The organism is Asticcacaulis sp. MM231, assembly GCF_964186625.1.
In the GTDB taxonomy this organism is placed as follows: domain Bacteria; phylum Pseudomonadota; class Alphaproteobacteria; order Caulobacterales; family Caulobacteraceae; genus Asticcacaulis.
In genome coordinates this window covers 2,419,022-2,436,226 of sequence record NZ_OZ075108.1, presented here as the reverse complement: position 1 = coordinate 2,436,226, position 17,205 = coordinate 2,419,022, and the positions used below count along the sequence as shown (strand labels likewise).

At 58.6% G+C, this 17,205-nt stretch carries 14 protein-coding genes and 1 pseudogene; 7 read left to right on the top strand and 8 right to left on the bottom strand.

Annotated features, from left to right (window positions below):
- The 3 genes from bla to ABQ278_RS11910 all read left to right on the top strand — a co-directional run bounded on the left by bla (position 1) and on the right by ABQ278_RS11910 (position 3,092).
- Positions 1 to 942, top strand: coding sequence for a class A beta-lactamase (gene bla / locus ABQ278_RS11920; RefSeq protein WP_349319786.1), 942 nt, complete (start codon positions 1 to 3; stop codon positions 940 to 942).
- The gene (locus ABQ278_RS11915; RefSeq protein ID WP_349319785.1) at positions 939 to 1,862 is read left to right on the top strand and encodes a glutaminase; all 924 of its coding nucleotides are present in this window, start codon (positions 939 to 941) and stop codon (positions 1,860 to 1,862) included. Before bla ends, ABQ278_RS11915 begins: the two co-directional genes overlap by 4 nt.
- Positions 1,863 to 1,955: 93 nt before the next feature.
- The gene (locus ABQ278_RS11910) at positions 1,956 to 3,092 is read left to right on the top strand and encodes a lipolytic enzyme, G-D-S-L (protein WP_349319784.1); all 1,137 of its coding nucleotides are present in this window, start codon (positions 1,956 to 1,958) and stop codon (positions 3,090 to 3,092) included.
- Here ABQ278_RS11910 and ABQ278_RS11905 read toward each other — a convergent pair.
- Positions 3,086 to 4,513, bottom strand: coding sequence for a protein adenylyltransferase SelO family protein (locus tag ABQ278_RS11905; protein ID WP_349319783.1), 1,428 nt, complete (start codon positions 4,511 to 4,513; stop codon positions 3,086 to 3,088). The genes ABQ278_RS11910 and ABQ278_RS11905 overlap by 7 nt on opposite strands.
- Positions 4,506 to 4,649 (bottom strand): hypothetical protein, encoded by a 144-nt coding sequence (locus tag ABQ278_RS11900; protein ID WP_349319782.1) that lies wholly within the window; start codon positions 4,647 to 4,649, stop codon positions 4,506 to 4,508. The genes ABQ278_RS11905 and ABQ278_RS11900 overlap by 8 nt, the downstream gene beginning before the upstream one ends.
- Before the next feature lie 814 nt (positions 4,650 to 5,463).
- On the opposite strand from ABQ278_RS11900, the gene ABQ278_RS11895 reads away from it, so the two are divergent.
- Positions 5,464 to 8,040 (top strand): TonB-dependent receptor, encoded by a 2,577-nt coding sequence (locus ABQ278_RS11895; protein ID WP_349319781.1) that lies wholly within the window; start codon positions 5,464 to 5,466, stop codon positions 8,038 to 8,040.
- A 220-nt stretch (positions 8,041 to 8,260) separates the two neighbouring features.
- Here the strand turns inward: ABQ278_RS11895 and ABQ278_RS11890 are convergent, their stop codons facing one another.
- The 4 genes from ABQ278_RS11890 to ABQ278_RS11875 form a co-directional block, all read right to left on the bottom strand.
- The gene (locus ABQ278_RS11890) at positions 8,261 to 10,066 is read right to left on the bottom strand and encodes a long-chain-acyl-CoA synthetase (protein WP_349319780.1); all 1,806 of its coding nucleotides are present in this window, start codon (positions 10,064 to 10,066) and stop codon (positions 8,261 to 8,263) included.
- 160 nt (positions 10,067 to 10,226) lie between these two features.
- The gene (locus tag ABQ278_RS11885) at positions 10,227 to 10,811 is read right to left on the bottom strand and encodes an urea carboxylase-associated family protein (RefSeq protein ID WP_349319779.1); all 585 of its coding nucleotides are present in this window, start codon (positions 10,809 to 10,811) and stop codon (positions 10,227 to 10,229) included.
- A gap of 12 nt (positions 10,812 to 10,823) precedes the next feature.
- Positions 10,824 to 11,528, bottom strand: coding sequence for a guanitoxin biosynthesis heme-dependent pre-guanitoxin N-hydroxylase GntA (gene gntA, locus ABQ278_RS11880; RefSeq protein WP_349319778.1), 705 nt, complete (start codon positions 11,526 to 11,528; stop codon positions 10,824 to 10,826).
- Between the two features lie 179 nt (positions 11,529 to 11,707).
- On the bottom strand, positions 11,708 to 12,613 hold the full coding sequence (locus tag ABQ278_RS11875; protein ID WP_349319777.1) for a hypothetical protein: 906 nt from the start codon (positions 12,611 to 12,613) through the stop codon (positions 11,708 to 11,710).
- Between the two features lie 229 nt (positions 12,614 to 12,842).
- Between ABQ278_RS11875 and ABQ278_RS11870 the strand changes: the two genes are divergently transcribed.
- On the top strand, positions 12,843 to 13,316 hold the full coding sequence (locus ABQ278_RS11870) for a glycine zipper domain-containing protein (RefSeq protein ID WP_349319776.1): 474 nt from the start codon (positions 12,843 to 12,845) through the stop codon (positions 13,314 to 13,316).
- A 197-nt stretch (positions 13,317 to 13,513) separates the two neighbouring features.
- On the opposite strand, the gene ABQ278_RS11865 is transcribed toward ABQ278_RS11870, so the two are convergent.
- A complete protein-coding gene (locus ABQ278_RS11865; RefSeq protein ID WP_018083496.1) occupies positions 13,514 to 14,305 on the bottom strand; it encodes a PhoH family protein in 792 nt (263 codons plus the stop codon).
- 373 nt (positions 14,306 to 14,678) lie between these two features.
- Here ABQ278_RS11865 and ABQ278_RS11860 point away from each other — a divergent pair, with 373 nt between their 5' ends.
- Positions 14,679 to 15,206, top strand: a complete 528-nt coding sequence (locus ABQ278_RS11860; RefSeq protein WP_349322159.1) for a gamma carbonic anhydrase family protein — start codon at positions 14,679 to 14,681, stop codon at positions 15,204 to 15,206.
- 77 nt (positions 15,207 to 15,283) lie between these two features.
- Positions 15,284 to 15,610: a zf-TFIIB domain-containing protein gene (locus tag ABQ278_RS11855; RefSeq protein ID WP_349319775.1), complete on the top strand. Its 327-nt coding sequence runs from the start codon at positions 15,284 to 15,286 to the stop codon at positions 15,608 to 15,610.
- 54 nt (positions 15,611 to 15,664) lie between these two features.
- Here the strand turns inward: ABQ278_RS11855 and ABQ278_RS11850 are convergent.
- Positions 15,665 to 16,890, bottom strand: a pseudogene (locus ABQ278_RS11850) (transposase).
- Between the last annotated feature and the right edge of the window lie 315 nt (positions 16,891 to 17,205).

Below are 17,205 nucleotides of genomic sequence, written 5' to 3'. Positions count from 1 at the left end.
GTGCTGTCGCGTCGTGGCATCCTGATCGGCGGTGCGGCGGCGGCCGTCTTGCCGCTTGCCGCCTGTTCGGAAAAGGTGACGCAGGCGCTTGGTTTCGCCCAGCGCATGATCGAGATCCAGAAGCGCCATGGTGGCCGCGTTGGCGTTTCCGCGTTGACCGGAAGTTCTACGGCCAATTCTGAAGCCAATGGGTCTTTGAGCATCCAGTCGACCGAGCGCTTCGCCATGTGCTCGACCTTCAAATGGGTGCTGGCAGCCGCCATCCTCCAGCAGGTCGATCAGGGCAAGCTCAAGGTGGCGCAGGCGGTCAAATATGGCGCGAAAGACCTGCTCGATTATGCCCCGGTAACCAAAATGCACGTCGCCAAGGGCGCAATGACCATCGGCGACCTGTGTTCGGCGGCGGTGGCGCTCAGCGACAACACGGCGGCCAACTTGCTGTTGCCGCTGATCGGCGGACCGGCCGGTCTGACCGCCTACGTGCGCGGCCTTGGTGACAGCATCACGCGCTTCGATCGTAACGAGCCGTCGCTCAATACCAATATCGACGGGGATGAACGCGACACCACCACGCCGGAGGCCATGAGCAATCTGTTGCGCACGGTCTTCACCGGTCCTCTTCTCAAGCCCGAAAGCCTTAAACGGCTCAAGGACTGGATGGTGGCGACCACCACCGGCAAGGGCCGCATTCCCGCTGGTCTTCCCGCCGGTGCGGTGCTGGGCCACAAGACCGGCAGCGGCGCCAACAACGCCACCAATGATGTTGGCGTCATATGGCTGCCCGGCAAGGACCCGGTGTTCCTGTCGATCTACACCACGGGCGGCACGCTCGATGATGCCGGCCGCGATCAGGTCATTGCCGACATCACCCGTCTGGTTTTCGATACGCTGGCCTTCGTCACCACGCTCGATGACAAAACGTCTGGCAGTGCAAAGTCTTGAAACATACCGCCTCTCTTGATGACGTGCTGGCCGAGGTCGCTGTTCTGGTTCGGCCGCACTTCGGCAAGGGACGGACGGCGAGCTATATCCCGCAACTGGCCGGCGTCGATCCGACGAAGTTCGGCATGGCGATCTGCACGATCAAAGGCGAGGAAAGCGTCATCGGCGATGCCGACGAGCCGTTTTCGGCCCAGAGCATCACCAAGCTGTTCTCGCTCGGTCTGGCGCTTAACGCCATCGGCGACGAGGTGTGGACCCGCGTCGGCAAGGAGCCTTCGGGAACGCCTTTCAACTACCTGTCGCAGCTTGAGCAGGAGGAAGGCATTCCGCGCAATCCCTTTATCAATCCGGGCGCGCTGGCCGTTACCGATATCCTGCTCGATGTCGTCAAATCGCCCGATGCCTTCGTGCGCGACTTCATGGGGATGCTGGCCAACGCCCCGCTGACCATAGATGAAGCCGTGGCGGCCTCTGAATTAGAGACGGGCCACAAGAACCGCGCTATCACCAATCTGATGCGTGGTTTCGGCACCATCACCCATCCGGTCGATGCGGTGATGGAGGCCTATTGCCGGCAATGCGCCGTCACCATCACCTGTCGCCAACTGGCGCGCGCGGCCCTGCCTCTGGCTGCCAAAGGCTTCTCGCCGATCGTCGAGGAAACTGTCTTCCACGAACGCCTCAACCGCCGGCTCAATGCGCTTCTGCTGACCTGCGGCATCTACGATTCGGTTGGCTCGTTCGCCTATCGCGTTGGGCTGCCGGCGAAAAGCGGCGTCGGCGGTGGCATCGTGGCGGTAGTGCCCGGACAGGCCGCCGTCGCCGTCTGGTCGCCCGAACTCGACCGTTTCGGCACCAGCGTGGTCGGCGCTTCGGCGCTGGAGCATTTCAGCCAACTCACCAACTGCTCGGTGCTGTAAGCGCTGGCCTTCTGGGTGAGATAGGGCTGACTGTAAAACACTTGCGATCATACTACCTGTGATTTAACATCTCGCCAAAAGCGGGAGGGGTTTATGCGGTATCCGGCGGCTGTTGCGTGTTGTCTGATGATATTGAGCTGCAAGGCGCAGGCACAAATTGTCAAACCGATTGAGGGAGTGCCGGCGGACAGCGCGGTGGCGAATATCCATGTCGGCGGACGCGTTGTACGTCATGCCACGTCGGACGGGCGCGTGGTCTATGAGCATCAATGGCCTGGAATCTATTTTGAAAGCCGTTTTGAAGGTCAAAGAGTTTATCTGTCCTTCAAAGACACATGGAATGAATATCGTTTGTTGATTGACGATCTGCCACTAGTGACTATTGCGCAGCCGGGAGACAGTCAATTTGAAGTCAGCGATTTGCCTCCGGGTGTTCATCAGGTGCGGTTGGAAAAAGTCACAGAAAGTATCGATCATGCGGCTACTTTCGGTGGCTTCTATATTCCGGCCGATGAAAAGGCGCTTTCGGTGAAAGCCCGGGCGCGGCAGATCGAATTCATTGGCGATTCCTCAATGACCGGCTACGGCAATCGTTCTGCGAGCCAAATATGTACGAGTGAGAAAGTCCGCCTGACGACGGATACACAGCAGGGCTTTGCCGCGCTTACGGCCAAGCATTTTAACGCCGATTATCAGATCAACGCTATTTCGGGGCGCGGTCTGATCCGCAACTACGGTGGTTTCGCCCCGGACTATGCGATGTCAAAGGTTTATCCTTTCAGTCTGCTCGATAAGATCGCGCCTTATGAAGGTGACGGCTGGCATCCTCAGATTATCATGGTCAAGCTTAACGCAGATTATGCCAAACCGCTGACTGATGGAGAGGCATGGAAAAATCAAAAGGCTCTGAATGCTGATTATGCGAAGGCTTTCCGTTCGTTCGCCGTGGAATTGCATCGGCGCTATCCCCAGGCGGCTTTTCTCATGTGGGGAACTAACATAAGCCGGATAAAGGATCAGAAGGCGCTTGATGCGGTGCTCGCCTGGCAGTCTTCGTTAACAGATGAGGCGCGCCGTATTGGTATCAACTCGGTTGGATTTGTGCCCATTGCGACGGAACTAGAAAACGCAGGCTGCGATTATCATCCAAGCCTCGCAGGTCATCGCGCGTTGGCGACAGCTTTAACAAATTATATCGAGGCTCACCCGCAGTTGTGGCAAGGTCATTGAAGTCCTAACGCCTGACGATAGGTCTCAATCAACGCAAGCTTGGCCTCGAACAACGACCAGTCGTTTTCCATCGCGATCTGCGCCCATAGGGTCTCGATCTCATCGATCAGCAGGGTTTCCGGATCGCTTTGCGTAAAACGCGGATGCTCAAGCTTTTCGGGCGAGGCGGTTTCGTAGGTTTGCAAAACTTCGTGGAACGCCGTGAAGGACGGGCCAGCATAATGATCTCTGCGCGGGCCCGTCATGGCGCGGTTTTCGCTCAGCACACCGCCAAACCAGTCATAGAACAAACCCTCGAAACTGCCCTCAGCACGTAGATCCGATAGCAGGGCATAGACGGCTTTCACCAGCAGCGCATTATCGGCTTGCGCAATAAGGTTTAGGCGGTCGCAGATGGCCAGGCCCAACTCGTGCTCGTAACGTTCGTGGAAGGCGTTGAAACTCTCTATCAAGGGCTCGGGCGCTGTGATCAGGGTCAGGCAGCGGCCAAGCTGGCCCAGGTTCCACAGCACAGCATCGGGCTGGCGGCCATAGGCGTAAAGGCCGGTATGGTCGAAATAGGCGGCGGTGAAGGCCGGATCGTAGGCCGGCAGAAAGCGGTAAGGGCCATAATCGAAGCTCTCGCCGGTGATGTTCATATTGTCGGTATTGAGCACGCCGTGGACGAAGCCGGCGGCCATCCAGCGCGCCGCCAGTTTCGCCGAGGCGGAAACCACGGCATCGAACACGGCCGCAGCATCGGACATTTTGTCTTGCGCTACCGCTTCGCTGCTTGTGGGCACGGGGTAGTAGTTGTCTTCAATAAAGGCGATCAGATCTCGCATCGTCTCGGCATCATTGAGATAGGCCAGCCGCTCGAAGGTGCCGAAGCGGATATGGCTGTGGCTCAAGCGTACCATGACCGAGGAGCGTGTCGGCGAGGGCTCGTCACCGCGCACCAGATACTCGCCGGTTTCAATCAGCGAAAAGGTCTTGCTGGTCGGTACACCGAGTGCTTCCAGCAGGGCAGTGGCCAGAACCTCGCGCACCCCACCTTTCAGGGTCAGCTTGCCGTCGCCGCCGCGTGACCACGGCGTCTTGCCCGTGCCCTTGGTTCCGAGATCGAGCAGGCGGTCCTGATCGTCATACATTTGCGCGAACAGAAAGCCGCGGCCATCGCCGAGATCGGGATTGTAGTGGCGAAACTGGTGGCCGTGGTAACGCAGCGCCAAGGGCGCTGGCTGATTATCGGGCAGGGGAGCAAAGCGGCCGAAATGCTCGATCCAAGCGCTGTTACTCAGATCGTCCAGACCAATCGACTGCGCCGCACGGTCGTTGCGATAGCGCAGGATCGTCTGCGGGAAATCGGCGGCACTGACGGTATCGTGAAGGGGCAGCGTGCTGCGCTGGAGCAGGGGCGCAGGGCGGTAGGGGTTAGTCACAGGTTTTCACATCCTGCCAGGACGTCAGTTGATAGCCCCCATCGAGACTCTGAAACACCTTGGCGGCGACAAGATGACCGCGCTTGAACAGGCCGAACTTTGGCGTTGTGACGCGCAGGCACAGGCTATAGTTCATGCCGGCCACCACCTGCTGTCGGGCGCTGACAATCTGTTTCAGAAGTCATTTTTGTAGGGGCCGCGCTGATAGCGAAATCCGCCGCCGCCCTGATAGCCTTGTCGGTGATATCGGTTCTCTGAAAGCCACCCACCAGCGGTGGGGCTGGCTCAGGCGCCTGAGCTGAAAAAGCGGGGCTTGCGGCGCTGATGGCGAGCAGCAGGAGGGCCAGGCAGACAGGTTTCATGGGGATGCTTTCCGTGAGGCGTGCGGCGATTCTGAGGGGCGATTTATCGTGTTTCGCCCCGCCTGCCGCCCTTTGCAGCGCAAAATAGCATGTCTTTCCGTGGAAGGGCTAGGGTATTGGCTGTGATGGGTGTGTCTTTTATGCGGCATTCGCCTGGTAATGAGGCTGTTTTCGGCCTTTATAAAGCCAGGGAAGATCGAAAAACGCGCCTTGGTAGCGGTAAAATCACAGGCTGTCCCAAGGTCAACACGATCATTGCGTGCAGTTGCAGCAATCGCGTAACGATACGCGTCTCGCCGTGTGAGCCAAGATTTAAAAGGGATTTAAATAATGGGAAAGTCTTTGTTTGTATATTTTTAAGCATATAGAGGCGTGTTTACCTTAGGTAATGTGTGCGCTGCGGTGTTAAATCAATCGTCGTTTGTTTCCGTTAACGTCATGTGTTACATTGAGGAAGTAAACAACGACCCGTAAAAAGCGGGCACTGTTTACCGAAACTACAAATAATAAAATATCCAAGCAGAGATGAAATTTACCTAAGGGAAAGAAATGCAAAGCGCCATTCATTTACTTAAAGGCCGCCCTCTCATGATGGGTGTCGCCAAGGCCGCCCTGTTGACAAGCGTCGCCCTGCTTGCCACCGCGCCGGTTGCAGCCCTGGCTCAGGACGCCACACCTGACGCCGCTCCCGTCGCCTCCGAAGACTCAACCACCGTTATCGTGACGGCGCAAAAGCGCGAGCAGCGCCTGCAGGATGTGCCGATCGTTGTCACCACCCTGTCGGCCAAGCTGCTGCAGGACGCCGGTGTCCGCGACATCAAGGATATGCAGATCCTGACACCTGGCCTGACCGTAACCTCGACCCAGAACGAAACCCTGACCACGGCCCGCATTCGCGGCGTCGGCACGGTCGGTGATAACCCCGGCTTGGAATCCTCGGTGGGGGTGGTGGTCGATGGTGTCTACCGTCCGCGTAACGGCGTGGGCTTTGGCGATCTCGGCGAAATGGAACGCATCGAAGTCCTGAAAGGCCCGCAAGGCACGCTATTCGGCAAGAACACCTCCGCCGGCGTCATCAACATCATCACCAAGAAGCCGTCCTTCACCTTCGGCGCAGAAGGCGAGGCCACCTTTGGCAATTACGGCGCGCAGGGCTATTCCGCCTCTGTGACCGGCCCGATCGTTCAGGATCTGGTCGCAGGTCGCCTCTATATCGCCAAGCGCTCGCATGACGGTTACACCGATGTCGATACCGGCGTTGGCCCGCGCACGCTCAAATCCGATCAGGATCAGGACTTCACCACGGCGCGTGGCCAGTTGCTGTTTACTCCGAGCGCCGACGCTGAAATCCGCGTCATTGGTGATTTCAGTCACCGCGATGAATATTGCTGCGTCGCCGCCCAGACCCGCACCGGTCCGACCGGCGCCATCATTCAGGCCCTGAGCGCGAATCATGGCCTAGCCACCACGGCCGATCCGGCAGCGCGCTTGGCCTATTCCAACCGCGACACCCATCAGGTGGTGCGCGACGGCGGCGTTTCGGTCGAAGGCAACTTCAAACTCAATGGCCTGTGGGATTCGACCCTGACCACCGTCACCGGCATCCGTGACTGGAAGGCCACCAACGGTCAGGATCTCGACTATACCGGCGCCGACATTCTCTACCGCAAGGACAACGGCGACTTCAACGCCCGCTTCAAGACCTTCTCGCAGGAAGTCCGTCTGGCCGGTTCCACCGAGCACCTGAACTGGCTGGTCGGCGGCTTCTACGTCAAGGAAGACCTGACCCGCGCTAACTCCTACGTTTATGGTTCGTCCTATGAGCCCTATATCGGCCTGCTGCTTTCCAGCGGCACGGACCCGGCCTTCGTCTCCAAGCTGACCGGTCGTGCTTACGGCACCAACTTCAAGGCGGGTGAGCAGGCGCGCGACCACTACACCCAGTCGGATGAAAGCTATGCTTTCTTCACCAACAACTCTTGGAAGGTGAACAACGCCCTCGAACTGACCATGGGCCTGCGCTACACCCACGAAAAGAAGAGCATGACCGCGCTCTATACCAACAGCGATAATGGCGTCGGTTGCGGCACCGGCGTGCAGAAATACGGTCAGGCGGCGGCCCTTCTGGCGGCCAAGGGCGGCAACACCACGGCGGCGGTTCTGGCCGGTGCCAATCCTTACTGGGTCGGGGCCATCGCCACCGGCAAGGCCAGCACTTTAGTCGGCGCGCTCTGTCCCTTCTGGGCCAACCCGGCCTTTAACAACCGCAACGTCGCCGACAGCCAGTCCGACGGCGATCTGTCCGGCACGCTCAAGGCGGCCTGGCATGTCACCGATGATGTCATGCTCTATGGCTCCTATGCCCGTGGCTACAAGGCCGGCGGCTTTAACCTCGATCGCGCCCAGACCGGCATCACGCCAGATACCAATCTGTGGTTCGATCCTGAAACGGTCGATTCCTATGAACTGGGTCTAAAAACGGCCCTGTTCGATGGCGCCCTGGCGCTCAATATCACCGCCTTCGACCAGCAGTATCAGAACTTCCAGCTCAACACCTTCCTCGGCACGGCCTTTGTGGTCGAATCGATCCCCGATCTGAAATCGCAGGGCTTCGACGCCGATGTTTACTGGCGCACGCCGATCGCGGGCCTGAGCTTCCAGGGGGGTATCTCCTACGCCGACACCAAGTATGGCGATTTCACCGCGGCCGATCTCGACAATCCGACGCATTTCCCCGGCCTGTCCCTGCTGCCAGGCGCTCAGGTATCGTTTGCACCGAAGTGGACCTCCTCAGGGGCGATCACCTGGGGCCATACCTTCGGCAAGATCCGCACCTCGGCCAATCTGACAGCCAAGTACACCTCGGACTACAATACCGGTTCCGATTTGCTGCCGTTCAAGGCGCAGGACAGCTATACGCTCGTCAACGCCCGTCTGGCGTTGGGTGCGGCCGACCGGGCCTGGACTGTCGAAATTTGGGGCCAGAACCTGACGGATGTGTCCTACAAGCAGGTGGTCATCAATGCGCCGCTGCAAGGCTCGGGCTTCCAGTCGACGGTTCAGGCGGACGGCACCTATTATAACCAGTCGCTCGATACCAATACCTATGACGCCTTCTTGGGTGCGCCGAAGACCTATGGTGTTACCCTCCGCGTCAAGTACTAGGCAAGTCCTACCGGGAGGGGCTGCAAAGCGTCATCTTGCTTCGCTCCGGTGCTCACGTACTTAAGTACGCTCCGCTCCGGTGCTCGCAAGCTAACTCTTTTGGCTAAGCCGAACTTCGTTTCGCCGCCTCCCAGCGGACTATCCCCGCCGTTGGTAAAACAAGAATACCCGCAGATCGCTCTGCGGGTATTCTTGTGTCTGGTCGGTGGCGAGGCGGGACTTAGAACCGGATCTTGTCGGCGGCGATATCGGCTAAAATCTCAGCCGTCAGCGGCACGAAATCCTCGCCGATACAGACGTAGATCGGATCGGTCGTCAGTGTGATGTCGTAGCCCACCTTGATCAGGTCCATCTTCTTGTACTTGAATGTACCCGTCGTTTCGGCATCGTGCAGCAACCGGATAAACTTCGGACGCGCCCAGGTCGGGAGCTTGCTGTCGACGAAGTCCTTGAACGTCTTCAGGTCGAAGCCTTCGCGGGTGATCAGCGAGGCCATGCCGGCCTTACCGTCCTGATTGGGCACCACGACGCCATAGATGATGGCTTCCTCGACACCCGGCGCGGCGGCGCTGTATTCGGCCACTTCCGAGGTCGAGACGTTTTCACCCTTCCAGCGGAAGGTGTCGCCGATGCGGTCGATGAAATAGAGATAGCCGGCCTTGTCCTGCTTCATCAGGTCGCCGGTGCGGAACCACTGGTCGCCCTTCTTGAAGACGTCGGTCAGTATCTTCTTCTGCGACGCCGCCTTGTCGGCATAGCCCGAGAACGCATGGCGGGCATCGCCGGCGATCTGGCCGATGGCCTCGCCGATCTCACCCGGCTTGCATTCGTAGCACAGACCGTTCGACTGCCGATCCGGCATCTCGCTCTCGACATCAAAGCGCACCAGCCGCACGTTGAAGCTCTTCTTGAGGAACTTGGGCACGCGGGCGATGGCGCCAGAATGGCCGTCGAGATTGAACAGCGACACATTGCCTTCGGTCGAGCCGTAGAATTCGAGCACGTCCTTGATGCGGAAGCGCGCCTTGAAATGATCCCAGACTTCCGGGCGCATGCCGTTACCGAAGACCATACGCACCTTGTGCTTGGTTTCGTCATCCGGATTTGGCGCCGGCGGAGAGTTGGTCAGGTAACGGCACAGTTCGCCGATATAGACGATGTGGGTGATCCCCTGGCTACGCACATCACTCCAGAACTGGCTGGCCGAGAACTTGCGCTTGAGAACCAGACCGGCGCCATTGAGCAGGGCCGCGCCGATGGCGCAAAGGCCGCCGGTCGAATGATAAAGCGGGAGCACGCAGTAAAGCTTATCGTCCGGCTTCATGCTGGTCAGACCGGCGAAGGCCTTCATATAGAGCTGGGCGCGGGCGTTGGAAATCTTGGCCGCTTTTGGCAGGCCCGTCGTGCCTGAGGTGTAGATATAGAGCGCGACCGAATGGGCGGTCAGGCTGCTGCGGAACTCACGATCAGGACGCACGCTCGACACGCCCTTGAGCGCCGCATCAAGACTGCGGCAGTTTTCGCTTTCATCGTCGCGCGCCAGATCAAGCACCCATAGCGCCTGATGACGTTCAACCTGGCTCTCGATCTCCTGGAAACAGGTGCGGGTCGTCTGATCTACAATGGTCAGGCTGGCCACGGAGATATTGATGCAATGCGCCAGACCGGGGCCGGTGAGTGAATTGTTGATCAGCGCGCTGACGACGCCGATCTTGTTGAGACCGATCCAGATGGCCAGGTAATCGAGCCGATTGGGCAAGAACAGGGCCACCGTATCGCCGGGCTTGAGGCCACGCTGACGCCCCCAGTGGGCGTAGCGGTTGGCCATGGTATCAAGCTGCTGATAGGTGAGCGACTTGCCCTCAAAGGTGATGGCGGTATTGGTGGGGAACTTCGTGGCCGCGGCTTCGAAATCGTCGCAGACCAGATTGTGTGAATCCGGATTGACGCTCTTGATGCGGCGCAGGATACGTATCAGGCGCTTCAGGAAGACGAAATCACGCTTGATATTGGCGACTAGGCGCATACGTTTTGGGCTCCCGTTACGGCACAGCAATCTGACTTGCCATATTACAGCAAGGTATAGCCGAATTGTTACAGGTAAACCCTCAAAATCGTATGAATTGTCTTTTTTCTAAGGGATTTTTTTGCCCCTGCGGTAGGGGAAAGCGCCCTTTTGCGGCCGCTTAACCCTCCACGGCATAATGAATAGGCTTGAAGGCGTAGTTGTTCGACTGCAAGGCCGAGCAGGCGGTCAGCGCCACGATCAGGTCCATATCGGCCTCAAAAAGAATATGATCGCCCGCCTTGCTGAGCGGCGGATCGACCGTAAGCGCACCGTTTTCGCCATTGACCTGCACGTTCATGAAGATGTTGAAGGCGACCGGAATCTGGTCTGGCTTGATGCCGTAAGGCTCCAGAGCGTGCGACAGGTTGCCAAAACAGCCGTGATGCGGGTGCTTATCGCCATAGATGATGCGGAAGGTATCCTTCGAGCACGGCGTCAAAAGGAAATCATGGCGACCGACCCTATCCTCTATAATCCGCAGCATGATGTTGCTGCGATTGGAATAGAGCGGATCGCCGGTGGTCAGGAAAAGCTTGGACGCGTAGTCGAGTGTGCGCCCCGACGAGATCACCTCATCCGTATCAGCGGCATTGAAGGCCAGCATGTCGGAAACCTGTTCGCCCTGCGGATCAATCACGCGCAGTCTTTGGCCCTTGTTGAGGCGGAAGGCGGCGCCGGTGCGCGGGGAGATGATGTTCGTCATAAGCTGTCCTGATCAGGGTTTGAAAGGGCATTGCCAGCCGTCTTCGACGTGGCGGCCACTGTATTGCGCGGCTTCGGAACTATCGCCATGACGCGACAGCATGGGGTTGGGTGATCCGGCCAGGGCGACATCGCGGCCGATGATGTTCTCACGCAAGGTTTCATAGCGCCCGTCGGCGCGCAGTTGCTGAAACTGGTCATGGGCGTTGAACACGATCGCCGGTGATAAGAAGCGCCGCGCCGGGCGGCTGGCACCGGGGTGCAGGCCCACCAGATAGAAGGCCTCACCGGCGAAGCTCAGCGAGAATTGCGGACTGGTCACATCCGGGCTGACGCGCGGATCGTAAGGATAGCCACGCTTGACGTCGATATCGTGCAGCGCCTGGATGCGTGACCATAGCGCACGCTCGAAGCTGTCTTCCGACAGGGCGTCCCTTGTATCAAAGATGACCACGAAGGTCTGGAACAGATCGGGGTGCGCCTTGAAATTGATGGCGAATTCGCTGAGCTTATCATAGACCGTGGCGTCATCGCGGGGGCAGCGGATATCACCGGCCTCGATAATGTTCATCTGATGACGGGCCAGCGCTGACTTCGCGCCGACGCAGGGAAAGGCCTTATCGCGGATAAAGGCCTTATCGCGGATAAAGGCCTGAAAACGATCACTGGCGCTTTGGCTTTCGTTTTGGGTTTTTGGCCGGCTCATAGTGTCAAGCATGGTGCATCCCTGAATTGGATGCACAACCTAGTGAAACACGGATAAGGGGTATGTCGGGAAGGCGGGGACAACAAGCAAACAGGTCGTAAGGCATTGTCTTTATGACGGGCTCACTAAACGGCGCAATGCGGATGACAGCCGGTTCATCGAACGGATTTTGTCTCTCCACGACAGGGCGATCAGCGGGCCGAGGTCGGTCTTGTTGACATCGACGATGTGATACGGCCATCTCCGCGATCGCGAAGGATATCGAGTCCGCCCCAATCGAGCCCCATGCGCGCCGTGAACTGCCGGATCAGCGTCTGCTCCTGCGGCGTGTAGATATCGGCGACCTCGGCCAGCGCAGCGCGGCGGTTATGGATCGAGAACCGGCCTTCCGGCGTCTTGATCTTTACCCACACCAGCACCGCCTCACCGCCGGCGCAAGGCGTGCGCAGATAGTGGCAGCAGCCGTCAGGATCGCGTGTGTCGATGAGGCGCTGATACACGAAGCCGCAACGCGGCGGGCAGGGCGCCATGACGATGCGGCCACCATGCACGCCATTCTTTTCCGGCTTCTCGACTATTTCACTTGCGATCAGCATAGGATCGACTGTCAGAGGATAGCCGAAGATTTCTTCAAATACGCGCGCGACGTGGCTTTTGGAGATATCGGTGCAGCCATGATTGAAACGTTTGGCGACCAGTGAGGGCGGCGCATCTCCGGTCGTGCTGTCGTCGAAATAGATGGCGGCGTCGGCATCCTGGGCGCGTTTGGCCAGGTCGATCCCGCTCCACATGGCGGCCCCGCGCACCAGATACCACGGGCGCGGCCGATCCGGCGCAAACCACAGGCGCGGTCGCGGCCGTCCGGTCAGGTGCGTGGCGAACGCCACGATGTGGAGCAGCGCGAGATAGAGCGCCCAGTTGAAAATCTCATGGAGGACGTGAGGATCGAGCCTGATCCTTATGCCGGTCTTGCGGATCAGGATACGTCCGTCGCGCCATTCAAAATCGCTGAGCCAGCCATCAGGACGCAAGATAGGGGAATCTGGCGCTGTAAGCTCAGGCGCGGGATCCTTAAGTTCAGTCTGGGCAAGCGACATAGGTTTCCCCTTGCCGCCATGATGCGGTCAGAGGGATGCTAACTTATTTTTTCTAAGCGGCATGTGAGCAAATCGCCTGTAAATGTAAGCGTTGTATAAGCTTTTCCTTCATCCTGCATTCAGGTGAGGCTGTCTATGGTGGTCTTGCACGCGAAATTGTGTCATGTAATTACCGTAATTGCTGTCCAAATCGCGCCCTTACAGCCATACGGCTCCGGAGATTAAGATTATGACTCGTTTCACCACCCTCAAAATGCCCGCCCTGGCGCTGGCAGCCGCCGCCATGACCTTCTGCACCGGCGTCAGCCTGGCCGTTTCCGCCTCAGCCGAACCTCAGCCCTACGTGGCTGACGGCCGCTATGACGGCTATTGCTACGTCAAGAAGTCGGACCTGGCCGGCAAGGACGCCGCCATCGGCGCTGCCGCCGGTGCACTGGCCGGTGGCCTGCTCGGCAAAAAGGGCGACAAGACCAAGTCGGCCGTCATCGGCGGCGCGGTTGGTGGCGCGGCCGGTTATGTGATTGGCAAGAACTCCAACGAAAAAGTCCGCTGCCGCAATGCCAGCTATTATGTTTATAACAAGGGCTTTTATGAGCCCGCAGCACGCCCTGATCACCGCGTGGTCTACTTTGAAGATCGTCCGGCGGGCATGAACTATTACTACATCACGTCCAAGGGCAAGGTCCTGCGCTACAAGGGCTAATGGCTCTCATCGCCAAAGTGCTTTTCGCCCCTTCCGCCCTGTGCGGAAGGGGCTTTTCTTTGCGCAAAAGGTGACATATCTGCCCAATGATCACGTTGCAGGCCTTATAGCCTATGTCAGGTTTGCGCCTTTATAAGGCCATAAAAAAGGGCGGCAGAAGGGGATGCTGCCGCCCTTTTTCCCCGGATCGGCTGCGCCTACAGCACGCCGAGCATCTGCGCCACGAGCGGATGGCGCACGATATCCTTGTCCTTCAGGCGGACGACCTCGATGGTTTCGACTGCCTCGAACTTATCGGCGACATCGGCCAGGCCGGAAATACCGGGCAGCAGGTCGGACTGGTGCGGATCGCCGGTGACGACCATGGTCGAATTCCAGCCGAGACGTGTCAGCAGCATCTTGAGCTGCACATAGGTGCAGTTCTGCGCCTCGTCGATGACCACGAAGGCGTTGTTGAGCGTGCGGCCGCGCATGTAGCCGACCGGGGCAATTTCGATCAGGCCTTCCGCCATCAGCGCCTTGACGCGCTTCATGCTGAGACGATCTGTCAATGCGTCATAAAGCGGGCGCAGGTAGGGGGCGAGCTTGTCCTCCATGGCGCCTGGCAGATAGCCGATCGATTCACCGGCCTCGACGGCGGGGCGTGACAGCACGATGCGCCCGACCTTGCCGGCTTCCAGCGCTTCGACCGCCTTGGCGATGGCGAGATAGGTCTTGCCGGTGCCTGCTGGCCCAAGCGCCAGGACGAGGTTTTTATCGTCGATGGCGGCCATCAGCGCGGCCTGTCCCTCCGATTTCGGCTTGATGGTCTTCACATAGGACTGGTCACGCGGACCATCGGCCGAATTGGCGACCGGCCCCATGGGAGACCAGCCGTTGTTCACACCGGCACCATGAACATTCAGCCGGCGAACCTTGTTGTCCGAGGCGTATTGCTCGGCATCCAGATTGCCTTCGCGTACAAAACGTTTGGCGGCGCGCTTGGTCATGGTGGGCTCCTTTAAAGCATGAAAAAAGGCGACGCCGTAAATGGCTCGCCTTTGGTGCGGGGATACAGATTGGGGAGGAAGCTTCGGCAACAGCGGGGAGAGGCGCCATCGCCCGAAAGGGGCGGTGGAGGTGAAGCAAGGGACGAGAACGCTACCCGAATTGCCACATTGACCTCTGAGGGTGAAACCCAAGACCTGTTGATGCCGATCATCAAGGGGAGGTGTTGATTCTACCCCTTGTGATGACGGTATCAGATTTGTTTACTATGGTTAGCGATATCTTAAAAATACCGGACGCCGTGACAATTTCGCAAAAACGTAATAAAGACGACACGCTTCAGACATGGCTGCGGGCGGGTAGAGGAGTTTGATGATGGGCCTGTACCGACTGGGGCAGAAGACCCCGAAATTGCCGGAAGACGACCGTTACTGGATCGCGCCAGGTGCCGATATCATCGGTGATGTGACGCTTGGCGACGATGTCAGCGTATGGTTCGGCGCGGTGATCCGCGGCGACAACGACCCTATCACCATCGGCGCGCGCACCAATATCCAGGATGGCGCCGTGCTCCATTCCGATGACGGCCTGCCCCTGACCATCGGCGCGGACGTGACGGTGGGCCACAAGGCGATGATCCATAGCTGCGAGATCGGCGATAACAGCCTGATCGGTATTGGCGCGGTGATTCTGGCGCGTGCCCGGATTGGTAAGAACAGTATCGTCGGCGCGGGCGCGCTGGTGCCGGAAGGGAAAGAGTATCCGGACGGCGTGCTGCTGATCGGCCAGCCGGCGCGGGTGGTGCGCGAACTGACGCCGGAGCAGATCGGTAAGCTGACGCACTCGGCGGCGCACTATGTGCACAACTGGCGACGCTTCAAACGCGATCTGACAAAGAACTGACATTTCGGTGATCGGACTTGATCAGGGTGTTTGGCACCCAATCTCATAGAGGTAACGCAACCTTCTGAGGAGTATCCATGTCTGCCTTGATCTGCCCGGTGTGTAAGGGCTCTTTCCGTGAAGTTATCCGTGAGGGCATCCTGATCGATGTCTGTACGCAGTGCCAGGGCGTCTGGCTCGATCGAGGCGAACTGGAAAAGCTGATCACCCTGTCGCAGGCCGATAACGATATTCCCCTGCCGCCGCCGTCGCAGCCGCGTCCGCAGCCCAGCTATCGCCGCGATGACCGTGACGATGACGACGACCGGCGGCGCCATGAAGCGCAAGGTCAGTATGATCAATATGGCCGCAAGAAGAAAAAAAAGGGCTTCGACTTTGGCGATATCTTCGATTTCGGAGACTAGCAGTCTGTCGGATTGGGCTTTGCCTTTGGCAGACCTTTTCCGTGACTAGGTGTCTCAGTCTGGTTTGAGCGCATCCATTCGCTTGCAGTTGTATGCCAGGGCGATAAGCTTCCACTCGCTTTTGACCTTTTGCAGTCCTCGCAGGGAGAACTGCCTGAACTTCAAGACCGATTTGATGATTCCAAAGACAGGTTCTAGGGTCTGCTTTCTGAGCTTGTATTTGGCTTTGGCGTCTTCGGTTTCCAGCTTTGCTTTCATTTTCAGCCTCCACGGTTCAAGGATTTGACGCTCTGGCTTTGGAGTTGTGGCGGCAGGCCGATACCGGTCTGCATGGCCTGGATCGTATCTACGAAGGTCGGTTGGTCTGAGGGTGTTACCGAGACTTCGGTTGAGAGGATCAACTGGGTGCCTTCGGCGCAGACAACGGCCTGGGCATTATAGGCGTGACGGTATTCGTGATGTTTGGATTTGCGCATGAGGGCCGAATCCGGATCCGTCAGATTTGTCTGCCGTTCGGGAGGCGGTGGCGCATCGTCGTCGGGGGGAACAGGCGGATTGCCACGCCGGCCGCGCTTGGCATCATACTTGGCCTTCTTGGCTTCATAAGCCACACGCTCCGCCTCCGCCTCTTCTTTGGCTTGGGCCTCAAGCCTCTCGCAAGCGGCATCGAGCTTGGACTTCAGCGCGTCGCGACGGACAATTTCGGCAGGCAGGGCTTGCGGATCTGGCGTATCGGAGGCGTCGGCGGCTTCAGCCTTCGCCGTCAGTTCGGCAATGTCGGCCTTAAGCTTTTCACGCAAGACCTGGGCGCGATCGTACCGGACAGAGCGGATTTTGGAGGCATGGGCGTCGATCTTGGTGCCATCGATCGAAACGGTGCCCACCTTGAGCAGACCCGTCTCCTTCGCCATAAGCAAAACCTGCAAAAACGCCCGCTCGAAAGCTGTCTGGTTGTCTCGCCGAAACGCCGCGATCGTATCGTGATCCGGATGGGTGTTCGCCGCAACAAAGCGAACGCCGATGTCCCGATAAGTCGCTCGCTCAAGGCGTCGAGACGAAAAAATCCCATTGGCGTAGCCATAGATCAACAGCGCCAACATCATCTGGGGATGGTATTGCGCTTTGCCCGAACCGCGGTCGTTGATCTTGAAAAGCGACAAGTCGACGCGCTCCGCGGCAGCGATCACGAAATGCGCCAAATCGTCTTCCGGCAACCAATCCCGAAGATCGGGAGGAAGCAAAAAAGCTTGGCTACGGTCACTATTCTTGAAATTTGCCATGCCAAAAAACATACACGGATTTGGCTAAATCCGACAGACTGCTCTCATGTTCGCTGTCAATAGGTTCGGGCAGGCGTCAGGGTTCTGGTTCTGCCCAGACGCTTATTTTTGGCGATGCCCAAGGCAGGAGGCGGGGCTGAAGACGACGGTTGAGCAAGCTCTCATGCGCGGGTTGGTTACCGCATGACCGTGGTTTCGTCTTGGGGCTGCCTCGGTCTAAGGAGCGAGCGTCGGCAAAGCCGGCTCATAGCAGGGCACGAGGTTTCCCCACCGCGCCCCACCTCCAGCCATGGGCACCTATATAGTTGGCCAGTG

Coding starts and splice junctions, on each gene's coding strand:
- ABQ278_RS11870 (WP_349319776.1), top strand. CDS start 12,843: ATGACTCGTTTCACCACCCTCAAAATGCCCGCCCTGGCGCTGGCAGCC.
- gntA (WP_349319778.1), bottom strand. CDS start 11,528: ATGCTTGACACTATGAGCCGGCCAAAAACCCAAAACGAAAGCCAAAGC.
- ABQ278_RS11875 (WP_349319777.1), bottom strand. CDS start 12,613: ATGTCGCTTGCCCAGACTGAACTTAAGGATCCCGCGCCTGAGCTTACA.
- ABQ278_RS11900 (WP_349319782.1), bottom strand. CDS start 4,649: ATGAACTATAGCCTGTGCCTGCGCGTCACAACGCCAAAGTTCGGCCTG.
- ABQ278_RS11885 (WP_349319779.1), bottom strand. CDS start 10,811: ATGACGAACATCATCTCCCCGCGCACCGGCGCCGCCTTCCGCCTCAAC.
- ABQ278_RS11855 (WP_349319775.1), top strand. CDS start 15,284: ATGTCTGCCTTGATCTGCCCGGTGTGTAAGGGCTCTTTCCGTGAAGTT.
- ABQ278_RS11895 (WP_349319781.1), top strand. CDS start 5,464: ATGATGGGTGTCGCCAAGGCCGCCCTGTTGACAAGCGTCGCCCTGCTT.
- ABQ278_RS11865 (WP_018083496.1), bottom strand. CDS start 14,305: ATGACCAAGCGCGCCGCCAAACGTTTTGTACGCGAAGGCAATCTGGAT.
- ABQ278_RS11860 (WP_349322159.1), top strand. CDS start 14,679: ATGGGCCTGTACCGACTGGGGCAGAAGACCCCGAAATTGCCGGAAGAC.
- ABQ278_RS11910 (WP_349319784.1), top strand. CDS start 1,956: ATGCGGTATCCGGCGGCTGTTGCGTGTTGTCTGATGATATTGAGCTGC.
- ABQ278_RS11890 (WP_349319780.1), bottom strand. CDS start 10,066: ATGCGCCTAGTCGCCAATATCAAGCGTGATTTCGTCTTCCTGAAGCGC.